This is a genomic window from Paenibacillus sp. sg306046 (assembly GCF_059821225.1).
Genome location: NZ_JCAMRT010000048.1, coordinates 1 through 15,096, shown reverse-complemented (window position 1 = coordinate 15,096; position 15,096 = coordinate 1). Strand labels below are relative to the sequence as shown.

The following is a 15,096-nucleotide window of genomic DNA, read 5'->3' as shown; positions in this document are numbered from 1 at the left end:
CGGTGCCCCATCGTTGGAGCTATGGGCTAGAGCATTAAGTTTACAACGTTATTTCAGGAGCGTTCTACTAGTGCACGATTTCGCCCTAGCAGGACGAGATTTCATTGAAGTCTATTCTGTCATTTGTCGAGCAGGCGAAGGGGGATATTTGATATCAACGGGGAAGTCAAGGAGCGACCCGCTTCAAATGTTCCCCCTCACATGCCACTTCCTTGATAAAGACAGGCTAAGTGTGTAAATCGTTCCCGTCGGGACGGATACGATGCGATGCGTCTGATTTATGCATTGTATTGCGCCCAGCAAACGCATGTTTTCAATACACGTGTTTGCATGAATACTAAAACGCATTCCAAACATTTGTGCGTATAAATACGAAATGATTTTAAAATCCTGGTTTAAAAGGGGGTTAATTTTTATCAAGAAACATGTGCAAACACGTGTATTGAAATCACGTATATTATGGTATAATTGAGAATAAGAGGGAGGCTGTAGAGCAATCCTCGACTACATGTAGAAAGGAGGAGAGAGGCAATGAAAAACCCGGAACCAAGAGAAAAAGATTTCTCGCTCGGCTACGTTGTCAAGGTCCAGCAAGTGATCGACTTCATCGTATTAGCCGAGTTGCAAAAAGGACGCCGATACGGGAAGCAAATTGATCAGGTTATCATTGAGATGCTGGACGGCGTAGGTGTAAATGATTCTTATCTTTCACAAAGAATGAAAACGTTAGCTGAAAAAGGGCATGCAACAAGTAAATGGAGCAGCGACAATAAATACAACCGATATTATGAGATAACCGAATCCGGGGTCGAATATTTTCAACAGCTCTTATCGGACCTGCCTGAGCGCGTCGACCTTGCAATCAAGGTATACCAGTTATTTAATAAAACATTGCTTAAATATAACAAGTAAGCAGGACTGCATTAGCGACGGAACTTCGAGAATCGCTCAACGTTATGTTTCAGCTTTCCGTCGCTAGATCCCGCTGTTCGGCTAATAAAAAAAGCAGCGACCGACCAGCTACCAGGAGCTCTTGGACGGCAACTGCTTTTTATTGCGATCATCGTTAGGGTGTATGGATAGCAAATGAAAAGGTAGTAGCCTAGAGGTATTAAGCGAGCTTATAACATATGTACAAAATACGAGTTTTGTGAATATGTAAAGAACAAACACGTCATACCTCGGATTTATCAATTCCTCAAAAGTTATTGCATCATTCGTTTTGCATTAACAGTGATTGCATGAACTTTAACTAACTTCCTCACTACGTTAATTCTAAGCGATTTGATGTCAGGTATGCCGCAGCTTGTGAAGCGTTACTTTGCCGTAAGTTACGCGAACGCTTGACCGGCTTTCGCCGCTGTGGCTGGAGCAGCTCTACCTCTTCAAGCAAGTGATAGACTTTCTTCTTGTGTTTATCGCCGGGTCATATGCACGCTAAACGCGGGCCTGTCCTCCCTCATGCCTTCTTTTCTCTTCTTATGAATGCTATAATACTTGTATCCATTACCAAATATCGTATAAAAGGAGAGCATCCATTCATGAACGCGAACCAAATTCTCGAAACGTTGCCCCATCGCTATCCGTTCCTGCTTGTCGATCGAATTGAATCGGTTGAGGAAGGTCAAAAGGCGGTCGGGATCAAGAATGTCAGCATCAACGAACCGTTTTTCCAAGGGCATTTCCCAGGATTTCCGGTGATGCCGGGGGTGCTGATCGTCGAGGCGATGGCACAGGTTGGAGGCGTCGCGATGTTGAGCGTGCCGGACTTTAAAGGCAAGATCGCCTTCCTGGCCGGGATTGACGGCGCTCGCTTCCGCCGCCAAGTTTTTCCGGGCGACCAACTGCGCATCGAAGTCTCAATCACGAAACTCAAAGGCGTCATCGGCAAAGGACAGGCCGTTGCTTATGTCGACGGCGAGCTGGCCGCTGAAGCGGAACTGACCTTCGCGATCAAAAAAGACTAATTTGAAGACAAAAAAGGGATGCCCACGACCAGCGTGAGCATCCCTTTTTGGCGTTATGAAGTGGTGCCGACGAGACTGCGATGCTCGTAGGCAAACGTTTCAAGGAACGTCGGGTCCAGGCCGAATGCGGAGTAGAGCTCTTGGCAGAAGGCAAGGATCGACGCAGCTGCTTTTGGTTCCGAGAGCAGCATCATGTGATTGGACGAGTCGATGTCGAACAGGTGGAAATCGTCGATCTGACGTTCAAATTCGGCCCAATAATCTCCTTGGTCAAATACGGGGCTCGTCTTGACTTTGAAGTACGGTTCCAGAGCCCCGAGGAATGAGCCGCTTTTGTTGCGGAAGAAATAGGCGCTGACCTCTTGCGGATCGGGCAACGGCAAGATGGAAAACCCGCTGCGGTCGACCGCTTCCTGCACGTCAGAACTACTCTGAATCATGGTGTTCAGGTAGTCGTCCGTACGCTTGTAGCCGCGCTCGCGGGCCAGGGTCAGCAACTGCTTGGCATATTCCTCATCCGAGAGCGCCGGGTCCAGATTATCACGGTGAATCAATGTGATCGGAATCTTCTCCGGCTCGTGCTGAATCTCGGTGAGCAGAGTCATGTTGACCGATTGCAGGATCGCGGTTTTTCGATTGAACATCGCTTCCGGCAGCATGTTCTTGCTGTAGATTTTGTCCGAATACAAGGTGTCGAGGAACACAATGGAGTTCACTTTTTGCCCCAGTTCCTGCAACTGACGGGCCACTTCGTAGGCAAGGAGGCCGCCGAGCGAATAGCCGCCGAGGTCATACGGCCCTTCTGGCTGTACGGTCTGAATGATGTGAACGTAATACGCGGCCATCGCGTAGATGCCTCGGATCGGGCTGCGGTTGCTCATCCAACCACGCGCTTTGATGCCGTAAAAGGGGCGGTTGCTCACTTTGGCGATCATCGAGTAGATGCCGACGCCGCCTGCCGCCCCGTGCATCCAGAAAATCGGACGACCTTCCGTGGCTTGGTTCAGCAGGACGAGTTCCGGAAACTGCGGCAAGCTGGTCTGCACCGGTTTGTGGGCCGGCGATGCTGCGAGCGGTGCTTGCGGCGGTGCGGGAGTCTGGCTCACGAGCTCCGCTTTCGGTTTCGCCTTGGTCTCTCCATTGTAGACCAGCTCTCGAATCAGGCCTTCCATCGATCGGCATTCGCTCAGTTTGACGAAGGAGAAGGACGGGTCGATCTGCGTTTGTATCTGCTGTAGCAGCTGCATAAACAGAATCGAGTCAAACCCGTAGTGGTCGAGCGGCTTGTTCACCTTCAGCTCCGCAGGCGTGAGGCCCACCAGTTCGGAGATAATGCCGATGACTCGCTCCTGCAGCTCCTGCTCGATGGCCAGGTCCTGTTCCTCACAAACGGGAACCGCTTCGGAAGCAGAAGCTGCAGCGACGGCTTGCAGGCTCTGCGTTGTCACCTCTCGTCTTGCGATTGTCCGAGCGGTCAGCCAGCAGCGGCGGCGCTCAAACGGATAGGTCGGCAAGGAGATGCGACGGGCGGACGCTTCGCCTTGCAGCCCCTCCCAAGGAATCTTGCCGCCTTTCGCCCAGTAGAGGGCTAGTTTTCCAAGATTGCCCTCTGCCAGCAAGGCTCGAAGAACGGTCTCTCCAGTGATCCCGGCCAGAAGATCGAGGATTTCGGAATGAGCCTCGTTCAGGTCGCCGAGATAGAGTGCGATGGGCGCGTCGCCTTTTTTCAAATAGCCTCGCAGACCTTGCATCAGCTCGTCGCGGCTTTGTACCGCCATCGCAAGTCGCGCCTCCATCCCGTCACGGCCGACCTGCAGCGTGTGCGCGATGTCAGGCAGCTTCAAGCTCTCGTCGGCTTCGAGGAACGCGAGCAGCTGTGCGGCAGCCTCGTCCAGACGCTCGCGATTTTTCGCGGAGAGGACGATGAGCTGTGGGGCATCCGTCGGTTCGGGATCGACCGCCTCTTGCGGAGCCGGGATGTATTCTTCGACCACAAGATGCGCGTTCGTGCCGCTGATACCGGTCGTGCTGACTGCACCGAGGCGCGGACGCTCATCAGCCGTAGTCCACGATCTGTTCTTGGTATGAATCACGAACGGGCTGTCTGACAGGCTGATGTAGTCATTGCTCGACTCATAGTTGTGCAGAGCCGGAATCATCCGCTCCTTCATCGCCATCAGCATGGAGATCAAGCTGACGACGCCGGATGCGGCGAACGTATGCCCGATCAACGGCTTGATCGAGCCGAGCGCGCAGTATTGCGTCCGGTCGGTGTGTCGGCGGAAGGCGTTGGTGAGCGCCTGCACTTCGAGAGGGTCTCCCAATCTGGAACCGACGCTGTGGGCGAGCACATACTGGATGTCGGCCGGGTTGATGCCGAAGCGCTTGTAGACTTGATGAAGCAGGTCTGCTTGGCTCGCAGGGCTCGGAGCGGTGATGCCGTTGGTCTGGCCGTCGTAGTTGACGGCGCTGCCCTTGATGCAGCCATAGATCTGATCGCCATCCTCCAGCGCTTTACTTAGCGGCTTGAGCACGACGACAGCTACCGCTTCGCTCGGCACCAGGCCATTTGCACGCCCGTCGAACACAAAGCAGGTGCCATCCGGGGAGAGCATGTCGAGCTTGCCCATGCCGTTGTGGATCATCGGCGAGATCAGCAGGCTGACACCGCCGGCCAGCGCCATGTCGCACTCGCCTTGGCGCAGAGCTTGGCAGGCTTGGTGAATCGCGACGAGACCGGACGAGCAGGCGGCGGTGATCGCCATGTTCGGACCCTTGAGGTTGAGCGCATAGGAGATGCGAGCCGCCAGCGTGGCGTTCTGGTTGCTGTTCAGCGGACTGTCCTCTCCGGCCAAAAACCCGTACTCCCCCTCTTCCACCCCGACATAGACGCCGCATGCGGCTCCACGAATGCGCTCGCCCATATAGCCGGCATCTTCCAGCGCATGCCATGCTTCCTGCAGGAACAGGCGCTGTTTCGGATCGATGTACTCCGCTTCTTTGGGCGAGAGCTTAAAGAACAAGGGATCGAAGCAGTCGACGTCCGGGACAAATCCGCCCCATTTGCCCATGCCCTTCTCTTCCCGCCAATCCCAGCGGTCAGACGGGACGACCGTGATCGCTTCCCTTCCGTCTCGGATGTTTTTCCACAGCTCCTGCACATTGCTCGCCTGCGGGAATTTGCCGCTGATCCCGACAATGGCAATCGGCTCCTGCGCACTGCGCACCGCTCCTCCGGCCGCGAATCGCGCCTTGCCGGTCTTTTTGCGCGAAGGGCGCTTGAACGGGGTGCTGACGATTGGGGCGGCAGGTGCTGCCGCGATCGCCGGTGCGGATGCCGCTTGCTCCTGGTAGGCTTGCTCTTGGTAGAAATCCCGCATTGCCTCCGCATGGGTGACCGTGTAAAACCGGGTCAGAGCTCTGATCGTAGAATGCTCAAAGAACAAGGCGGGCGTCACGGCAATACTGTAATGTTTCGACAGGAAACCGGCAAACTCGGCCAAGCTGATCGAATCAAACCCGAAATCGGCCAAGTTCTCCTCGACGTGCAGTTTGGTGCGCGGAATTTTGAGAACGGAGCTGATTTGCTCTTTGAGATCCCACTCCACGCACTGTTCGAGCGTGAATCCCTTCATCTCCGGACGTCTTCCCTTGCCGGAAAAGGTGTTGCTGCCGGAATGTACTGGCACCGGAGCGCGCGCTGCCGACTTCGCGAGGCCCAGCATGCGTTCGATGCGACTCGGCTGGCCGACCATCACGAGATGCTGGGTGCGGTTCTGCGACAGGATGCGGTCAAAGATCGCAAGGCCCTCTCCCACCTCCAAGAAGCGCTGCCCGCTGGTCTTGAAGTAGGCTTCCGTGTTTTCATTTTTCTCAAAATGCATGCCCCCGGCTTTCCAAAGCGGCCAGTTGATGACGAAGGTTGTCCCGCTGCGCAGCTCGCCATAGGCCATTTGGAAGCGATTGGAAATTGCATAGTCGCACGAGCCGAAGTCCCCGATGATCGCCGACGAAGAGGAGAAATAGCAGGTAAAATCAAGTTCCGGCTCCCCTTGCAGCAGTTCGTCGAGCAGAAGCGTTCCCTTGACCTTCGGGTCGAGCACCTGCTGGAACCGGCGGTCATCCTTGTCGAGAATGCTTTCGGCTCCGACGAGGCCGGCTGCGTGCAGGACGCCGTGAACACGGCCGAACTGCGACCGGGCTTTTGCAAGCCCCGCCTCCATACGCGTGCGGTCACAGACGTCCGCTTGCAGATAGAAGACGCGGCTGTTTCGTTTTTCAAGCGCTTCGATCCTCGCCTGTTTGGCAGCATCGAGCGCCGAGCGCCCGGTCAGGATCAGGTTAACCGGGTGTTTGCCAGCCAGATGCTCGGCGAACAGGTAGCCCAGACCGCCGAGCCCGCCGGTGATCAGGTAAGTACCGCCCGATTTCAGCAAGGTGGAGGAGCTGGCTTGGATGCGGGTCGGCTGTATCTTGCAGACGTGGCGCTTGCCGTTTTGGTAGAGGACGCTTTCGATTTTGGAAGCATTGAGCTCGTCCAGAAGGAGCTGCATATTCTCCTGCAAGGAAACGGCCCCGGCTTCTTGCATCACGACAGCCGCTCGGATTTCCGGGAGCACCAAGCCCAAGGAGCGCTCAAAGCCGATCCATGATTCAAGGAACGCACGCTCGGTCCCATTTCGGTGCTGGCCGACGAGCAGCAGGCTCTTGGCTTTAAGCTTCGTCGTCGCAAGGGCTTGTACGATGTTGAGGATCGGTTTCGTGTCCTCCACGAGCGAAGCGTCTTCCAGCGGCCAGAGGTAGAGCAAGGCGTCAACTTCCCCCTGCTGTTCTTGGACGCTGCGGAGCGCCTGCTGGCAGGATGTCCCTTGCGGGACGAAAAGGACCTGCGTCTGCGGGCTTCGCGCCTGCACCGCTTCCACGACCGCACGCTGAGCCTCCGCATTTGAGAGGAAGCAGAGCAGCGTGTTCAAGTCGGACGGCACGCGGTCGTTTCGAGCTTGTTCTTGCCAGATCTCCTCAAAGGTCATCAAGGCAAACGGCTCGGCGGATGGAGAGACCGCTTGCGGGCGGTTCTTCTGCGTTTGCAGACCGCTGATTTGCAGACAGACCTTGCCTTGTTCGTCGCAGAACGTGAAGCTGCCGTCCTCTGCCACAACCCACATGGAGGAGAGGCAAGGGGTATAAATCGCGACCTCTTGCAAGGCGGCGGGCACACTCCCTTGCAGCACGGCATCCGGCAAGTGCGGATGGAGCAGAAACTGCGAAGGCGCCATCGGCAGCGTGACGCGCGCGCCCCGCTCCTGCAAGGCGGACGCATCGAGGAGTGGCGCTTCGTCCTCTGTCAGCACAGCGCTTCCTGATGCGTGAAGCTCTTCCTCGTCGTTGTAGATCTCAAAGGAGATCTCGCCGTTAGCGGCCGGGTACAGTGCGATATGCACCTGCGACCCGTCAGCACCCACTGCGAGCGGTGACTCCCAGACGATATTTTGCAAACGAAGGCGGGTGCGACCTTCCTTCAGAGCGCTGGACGCCTGTTCCACAGCCGCGCGCGCCATCTCCAACAGGGCGAATTCCGGTACCGTCCGATCGCGAAGGAAGGTTTCCTCGCCGGTGAAGACGGTGCTGTAGCGCATTTCGGTCAGGTCTGACGTATTGCGATGGAGCAGCGGATGCAAGGCGTTTACAGCAGATATTTCCTGCTTGCCGAATCCTGTCTGCACGCTATCAAACGCAGGCAACGGGTAGCGCTCTTGCGCAAACGAATAGGTCGGCAGTCCGGTCAGTCGCTTGACCGTCCCCGCCAGGTAAAGCCCTTCCCAGTCGATCCGGTTGCCGTTGACCCACAGCTCTGCAACCGTCTTGAGCTTGCGGTTGTGCAGCAGGCTCAGGAGGAACGCTTGTCCCTCCTCGGTGTCGGCCAGATTGATCCCGTTGACGCTGCCGTTCTTGCCGACGGCGCCCACGAAGACTTCTCCCGACTTGCCGGCCCCTGCTAGGTAGCGTTCGAGCTGGCCGATCAGCTGGTCCCGGTCTTTGACAACGATGGCAAGCCGTTGTGCCATGCTCTCTCTCGCCACTTGGTAGGTGTACAGGAAGTCAGGGAGCGAGACGTCCGGGTGAGCGCGGAGGTAGCGGAGCGCGGCATCGGCATTGGCTTGCAGCGATTCTGAGCTTTGGGCCGACAGCACGAACAGACCCGGCATCGCTTCGGTGATCGGCGCTGCAACCGGACGCGACGGATTGGGATAGTCTTCGATCACCACATGGGCATTCGTGCCGCTGTAGCCGAACGAGTTGACGGCAGCCAGGCGCTTGCCATTTCGATTGGGCGTCCACTCGCGACGAGCTGTGCTGACATAGACCGGACTGTTGGCAAAGTCGATATGCTTGTTGCCCTGCGCATACTGGATGGAGGGCGGCATCTCTCCATGCTTCATGCTCATCAAAACTTTGATCACGCCCAGCACGCCTGCTGCAGCCGTCGTGTGACCGATGTTCGCCTTGAGCGAACCGATTGCGCAGAAGCCTTTCTGCGTCGTGAACTTGCGGAAGGTGTTGGTAAGGGCGTGAATCTCGATTGGATCGCCAAGCTTGGTGCCCGTGCCATGCGCTTCGATGTATTGAATGTCTTCCACGTCGATCTCGTACTTGCGGTAGATCGATTCTTGCAGCTGGCTCTGCGCGAGGAAGCTCGGCGCGGTGATGCCGGAGGTCTGGCCGTCTTGGTTGGTGCCGCTGCCTCGGATGACGCCGTAGATGTGGTCGTTGTCCCGCTCGGCATCGCGGAGGCGTTTGAGAATCAAGACCCCGGCGCCATCGCCGACGACGATGCCGTTCGCTCCATCGTCAAATGGACGGCACTCGCCATTGGGAGACAGCATCCCGGCGTTGTGCATGGAGATGAACGAGCCCGGATGGCTGTAGACCGTGATTCCGCCTGCGATGGCGAGGTTGATCTCCCCGCTCTTCAACTGCTGGCAGGCCAGGTCGATCGCCACCATCGACGAGGAGCAGGCCGTGTTCACCGCCAGCGCCGGCCCTTTCAGATCCAGATAGTACGCCATGCGAGCCGCGAGGATGCTGATGTCATATCCGAGCATGGAATAATGGGAAAAATCTTGAGCGAGCGCCGAGGAACCGGCCGTGCCGATAAAGGTGCCGACGAGCTGCCCGCGCAGCTGCGTCGGGGTGTAGCCGGCATCTTCTAAAGACTTGTACGTTTCTTCCAGCAAAATACGCTGGGTGACGTCCATCTTCTCAGCTTCGATGGCCGAGATGTTAAAAAAGAGCGGGTCGAAGCGGTCGATGTCGTCCATCTTGCCATAGTTGATCGGAAACGGATTGGACGAATGGGCCTGGATGTATTCCGGCCATTTCGGATCGCTCACTTCGCTGATGCATTTTTTTCCGTCGCGAATCAGGTTCCAGAATTCATCTTGGTCGCTCGCTCCGGCACTCCGGACGGAGAGACCGATGATCGCGATCTCATCGGTATCGACCCGTGCTTCGCGAGCGGGCGGAGCGGGTGTCGGCGTTGGTGCCGCCGGCTGTGCTTGTTTTGCAGGCTGTACGAGGGTATGGAACTGCTTCTCCATGTAGACCGCCAGTGACTCTAGGTCTGCACATTCAAAGACGATGCTGGTCGGCAGGTTCTGGTCGAACCGGACATTGATCGCTTCGAGCAGTTCAACCGCATTGAGCGATCCGATCCCCAGTTCCTTGAAGGTATCCGATTGCTCCAGTTCGGCGCGTTCCAAACCCAAGGTCTGTTCGAAGATCTCGAACAGGATCTCTTTGATCTCAGTTCTGGTCATCCCGGAACTCATGCTCCCTCACTCCTTTAGATTTGTTGCAACATGTTGCGCCGGGCTTCCGGGTACGGCGTCCTGTTGGACATCTGCTTTGCGTTGTGCTCTCGCAGTTTGGCCGGGCTGAGAGCTGAATTTTTGCTGATGACGAACAGACAGTAGCTGATCCAGCCTTTCTCAAGCGAGATCGAGCTATTGGCAAAGTTCCGAATGGAATTTTGTACGACTTCCGGCAGACCTTTCGTATTCTTCGCGTGCTCAGGATCATGCAGAGAGTTGGCGACCTGCTTGGAGACGTCAATCACTTCGTCAAGAACGAGATGATGCTCCGCCAGCAGGTCGATCCAGACTTGTACAGTCGGGATGCAGATGTCGATGCTTGGATCGGCGATGGCTCCGCGCAGGTTCGCGATGAAGTCCATCATCAGCACCTGCCCCCCTTCGTTGAGGGCCGAGGACATGTTCCGGAACAGCCCCTGCTTGTCAGGGATGTGGCAGCTGACTTCGATCCCGATCATCATGTCGTAGCGACCTGGGAATCGGTCCTTGGAGCTGTCTCCATGGAAAATGGCAGCTTGTGCGCCCAAGTTCAGCTCTTGAATTCTCCGGTTGCCAAGGTCCGCCTGCGCCGCCGTGATCGTAAAGCCCTGCGTCTTCAGATGCGGGTAGCGCTTGGCCAGCTGAATCACGTCTGTCCCATGACCGCATCCGATGTCGAGCAGAGCCTGCGCGCGCTGGAAATCGCCTCGGCTGAACAGCACGCGGCGCATCTCGATCTGCTTGCTGCGCACCATCTCAAGTTCGGCCGGATATTGTTCCGGGTTCAGGTACACGCGGCTGATCGAGAAGCCGGGGATTTTTTCCTCAAACGGGCAAAAGGTCAAATACTCTTCTTGGAAGCCGGAGTCTCCGCTTTCGACGACGCGCGTATAGAACTCGGCCGCCTTGTTGGAGATGGCAAATTCCTTTTCTTGCGGTTTCGGCCCCTCCACCCAGCATCTACGCTTGACAAATGGATAGGTCGGCAGCGAGACGCGCTGCACGTGCTTGCCGTCATGTAGTCGCTGCCACGACACTTTGCAGCCGGAGAGCCAGAGGTCCGCCAGCTGCTCAAGATTGCGCTCTTGCAGCGCGATTTCCACAAGGGCTCTGGCTTGGTGGCGATCCGGTGCAGAACGGGTCTCGTCCACAACAGGCGAGGCGATGTATTCCTGCAAGCGCTGCAGCAGTTCTTCTTTGGAAGAGACAATGAAGGCTGCGCGCTTTTTCATCGGCTCGCGACCGGCTTGCAGCGTGTAGGCAATCTGGGCGAGCGTCAGGGCTCGGCCCGCTTCGCTCGCAAGATGCTCGGACAGACGAGCCGCCATGTGCTGCAGGCGATCGTGTTTTCGGGCCGAGAGAATCACCAGTTGCTGTGCTGCGCCCGGTCGTTCTACCTGCACTGCCATCGCGGGCGGCATGTATTCTTCGATCACGGCATGGGCATTCGTGCCGCTGATCCCAGTCGTGCTGATCGCGCCGACTCGCGGGCAGCCCTCCTGCGTCGTCCACGCCCGGTTCTCGGTGCTGACGACAAACGGACTCTCCTCAAATCGGATGTACTCGTTGCTCGATTCGAATCCGTGCAAGCCGAGCAACGTGCGTTCGCGCATCGCCATCAGCATGCTGATCAGGCTGACGATGCCCGATGCGGCAAACGTGTGCCCGATGAGCGGCTTGATCGAGGAGAGCGCACAGTTCTGCGTTTGAGCGCCAGGCTTGCGGAAGGCGCTGGCCAGCGCTTGGATCTCCATCGGATCGCCCAGCTTCGACCCGGTGCTGTGCGACATGACGAACTGGATGTCAGACGGATCAATTCCATTACGGTCATACACGCTGCGAATCAGATCGGCTTGAGCGTCCGGGTTCGGCGATGTGATCCCATTCGATTGGCCGTTGTAGTTGACTCCGGTCGCTGTGATGCAGCCGTAGATCTGGTCGCGATCGGCGATCGCTTTGGACAGAGGCTTGAGCACGACGACGGCAACGGCTTCGCTCGGCACCAGCCCGTTCGCACGCGAATCAAACACATACGAGTGTCCGTCCGGGGACAGCATGTCGATCTTGCTCATCCCTTGGTAGATCATCGGGGAGATCAACAGATTGACCCCGCCGGCCAGCGCCACGTCGCAGTCCCCTGTGCGCAAGGCTTGGCAGGCTTGATGGAGCGCAACCAGCCCGGAGGAGCAAGCGGCGGTCAACGCCAGATTCGGCCCCTTTAAGTCGAGGGCATAGGCGATGCGGGCGGCCAACGTCGCATTTTGATTGCCGTTGAGCGGGCCGCCATCCCCTGTCAGGAAGCCGTATTCACCCTCTTCGACACCGACGTAGACGCCGCACAACTTGCCGCGAATCTGATCGCCCATGTAGCCGGCATCTTCGAGCGCATGCCATGCTTCCTCCAAGAACAGGCGTTGTTTCGGGTCCATATACTCCGCTTCTCTCGGCGAGATTTCGAAGAACAGCGGATCGAAGCAGTCGACGTCGTTCACGAATCCGCCCCATTTGGACGTGATTTTGCCTGCATCATAATCACTTCGCCAGTCCCAGCGATCCGAAGGAATCTCGGTGATCGCGTTCTTGCCCGCTTTAAGGTTCTGCCAGAAGTCCTGCACGCTGTCCGCTTGCGGGAAGCGTCCGCTCATCCCAATCACGGCGATCGGTTCGTGAATGCCGGATGTCGGCGGCACGAGCATCTCATTTGTCACCGCGACTTCTTGCCGGGCCGGATCGACAATCGGAGACACAGCCGAAGCGACAACCGGAACGGGTGTCGGTTCGAGGGCTGGTTCGGCAGTCGGTTCAAGGTAGTGCTGCGTCATCAACGCCTCGTGTTCGCGCAGGAAGTGCAGGGTCAATTTTTCCAACGTGGAGTGGCTGAAGAATAAAGCCGGCGTCACTTCGAGGCCGTAGTGCTTGGAAAGACGGTTGCCAAGCTCGGCCAAGCTGATCGAATCAAACCCGAAGTCGACCAGATTTTCCTCGACATCGAGTTCGTCGCGAGAGATTTTCAGAATCTGGCTAACCTGTTCTTTGAGATCCCGCTCAATGCATTGCTCAAGCGAGAATCCTTGCAACTCCGGACGCATCGCTGTGTCCGGTGAGACGCTGACCGTCGTCGGCAGCGTAGTGGGTTGAACCGCTGTCTGCGCTTCTGCAGCCATTCCCAGGAAACGTTCGACGCGGCTTGGCTGCCCGACAAGGACCAGCTGCTGCACGTCGTTCTGCGAGAGGATCAGGTCAAAGAGCTCCACTCCCTCTTCCGTTTCCAAAAAGCGCAGTCCACTCGACTTCAGGTAGTTCGCCGTGATCTCTCCTTCATCAAGACCCATTCCGCCTTTTCTCCAGAGCGGCCAGTTGATCACCAGCGTCTGGCCCGGCAGCTGCTGTTCGTGACGGTGTTGCGCGTAAGCCATCTGGAAGCGGTTGCCGATCGCATAGTCGCAGGAACCGAAATCGCCCAACACGGCGGATGACGAGGAGAAGTAGCAGACAAAATCAAGCTCGGTCTCCTCCGCCAGCAATTCGTCGAGCAGCAGGGTTCCTGCGATCTTCGAGCTCAGAACCCGTTCAAACGCCTTGATGTCCTTGGCAAAAAGGCTCTCGTCCCCGGACAATCCCGCTGCATGCAGCACGCCATGCAGAGGTCCGAAGCGATCGCGTGCACGAACCAGCCCAGCTCGCATCTGCTCTTCGTCACATACGTCCGCTTGCAGGTAGAAGACTTGGCTGCCCAGCGTTTCCAGATCGCCCAGCTTGCTGCGCTTCTCCTCGTCGAGCTCGGAGCGGCCAGTGAGGATGAGGTTCACAGGCTGTTTTTGGGCCAGATGCTCCGCGAACAAGTAGCCGAGCGCACCGAGACCGCCGGTGATCAGGTAGGTGCCGCCTGCCCGCACCTTGCGCCCGCCCGCTTCAAGGCGGGTTGGCTGGACGGTGCAGATGTGGCGCTTGCCTGCTTCGTACAGGACGCTTCGCGCTTGCGGGGCATGGAGTTCACGCCAGAGCAGCGGCATCCAGTCTTGAAGCGAGGAAGAGCCCGCCTGCAAGACCGCTGTCACCTTCGTGTTAGGCAGCACCAGGCCCAACGATCTTTCAAAGCCGATCCACGATTCAACGTAGCTTCGCTCCACTCCGTTCTCGAATTGCCCAGCCAGCAGCAGGCGTTCGGGATTCAGACCGGAAGCGTCGAGGAACTTCAAGATGTTCACGATACTGGCATACGCCCGGATCAGAGCCTTGTCTTCAAGCGGCCACAGGTACAGCATCCCGAAGACGTTTCGACGCTCCTCCTGCATGCGTTGGAAAAACTCTGGAATCGAGCTTCCCTGTGCGATGAACTCGACTTGCAGGCTCGGGCTCAGGGACTTGAGCGCCTCCCGCACCGTTTGCTGCAGTGCCGGATCGGACAGGAAGCAGACGAGCGTTCCAGCGTTCCGGGCTGTGACAGAAGGCAGGGATTGCTCTTGCCAGATTTCCCGGAATGTCATCAACTCGAAGGATTCCGGCTGCTTCTTGGCTTGTGTAGGTTTCGCTTGTGTAGGTTTCGCTTGTGCAGGTTCAGCCTGCAGTCCAGTCAGGCGAACGCAGATGTTCCCTTGGGCGTCGCACAGTTCGATGCTGAGCGTGCCAGCGCTTCCCTCTTGCACCCTTGCTTGCAGGTTCGTCGAGACCGGGGCCAGCACTTCAAGGTTTTCCACGACGCTCGAAGACATCAGGGTGCGTGCCGCTCCGGCCGTTCCTTCCGGCACCCAGTAGCGCTGTTTGGCAAACGGATAGGTCGGCAGGCTGATGCGGCACGGCTTGTGTTCGCCGTAGAGCTTATTCCAGTCCAGCTCCAATCCTTTGACCCACAGGTCGACGAGCTTGACGTGCTTGCGGCGCTGAATCCATTTTTCAATCGCTTCCTGCAGCTCTTCATCGGCGAGGAATAGCGAGAGGGTGTCTCGGTTGGCTTTGACATGGCCGCGATAGACGGTTGGGACATCCTCTTGGCCGGACACGCAGGCGCGCAGCTTGGTCGCGAGGTCTTGAAGCGAGTCGGCGAGCAGCGCCATGCGCGCATCGTGCGCTTCTCGACCGATCTGCAAGGTGTAGGCGATGTCAGCGAGGTCCGCATCTGTGAACGGCTGCGTCTCGATGGCGTGAAGCAGGCGCGCGGCCAGCTCCTGCAACCGTTCTTCGTTCTTGGCCGACAACACGATCACGGCCGGATTTTGCGGCGACACCTCGACAGGCGTGCGCAGCGGCTCTGCCGGAACGTACTCCTCAATGATCACATG

At 57.4% G+C, this 15,096-nt stretch carries 4 protein-coding genes; 2 read left to right on the top strand and 2 right to left on the bottom strand.

Annotated features, from left to right (window positions below; translation table 11 throughout):
* Window positions 1-531: 531 nt before the first annotated feature.
* On the top strand, window positions 532-912 hold the full coding sequence (locus AC6ROY_RS24765; protein ID WP_500103237.1) for a PadR family transcriptional regulator: 381 nt from the start codon (window positions 532-534) through the stop codon (window positions 910-912).
* Between the two features lie 629 nt (window positions 913-1,541).
* Complete coding sequence (gene fabZ, locus AC6ROY_RS24760) at window positions 1,542-1,967, top strand: 3-hydroxyacyl-ACP dehydratase FabZ (RefSeq protein WP_500103236.1); 426 nt, start codon at window positions 1,542-1,544, stop codon at window positions 1,965-1,967.
* A 53-nt stretch (window positions 1,968-2,020) separates the two neighbouring features.
* Here the strand turns inward: fabZ and AC6ROY_RS24755 are convergent, their stop codons facing one another.
* Together AC6ROY_RS24755 and AC6ROY_RS24750 are read right to left on the bottom strand one after the other, a co-directional pair.
* Window positions 2,021-9,796, bottom strand: a complete 7,776-nt coding sequence (locus AC6ROY_RS24755; RefSeq protein ID WP_500103235.1) for an SDR family NAD(P)-dependent oxidoreductase — start codon at window positions 9,794-9,796, stop codon at window positions 2,021-2,023.
* Between the two features lie 14 nt (window positions 9,797-9,810).
* A complete protein-coding gene (locus tag AC6ROY_RS24750; protein ID WP_500103234.1) occupies window positions 9,811-15,021 on the bottom strand; it encodes an SDR family NAD(P)-dependent oxidoreductase in 5,211 nt (1,736 codons plus the stop codon).
* Between the last annotated feature and the right edge of the window lie 75 nt (window positions 15,022-15,096).

What these genes read in the sequence shown, in the direction of transcription:
- AC6ROY_RS24765 (WP_500103237.1), top strand. Translation starts at nt 532, where the DNA reads ATGAAAAACCCGGAACCAAGAGAAAAAGATTTCTCGCTCGGCTACGTT.
- fabZ (WP_500103236.1), top strand. Translation starts at nt 1,542, where the DNA reads ATGAACGCGAACCAAATTCTCGAAACGTTGCCCCATCGCTATCCGTTC.
- AC6ROY_RS24755 (WP_500103235.1), bottom strand. Translation starts at nt 9,796, where the DNA reads ATGAGTTCCGGGATGACCAGAACTGAGATCAAAGAGATCCTGTTCGAG.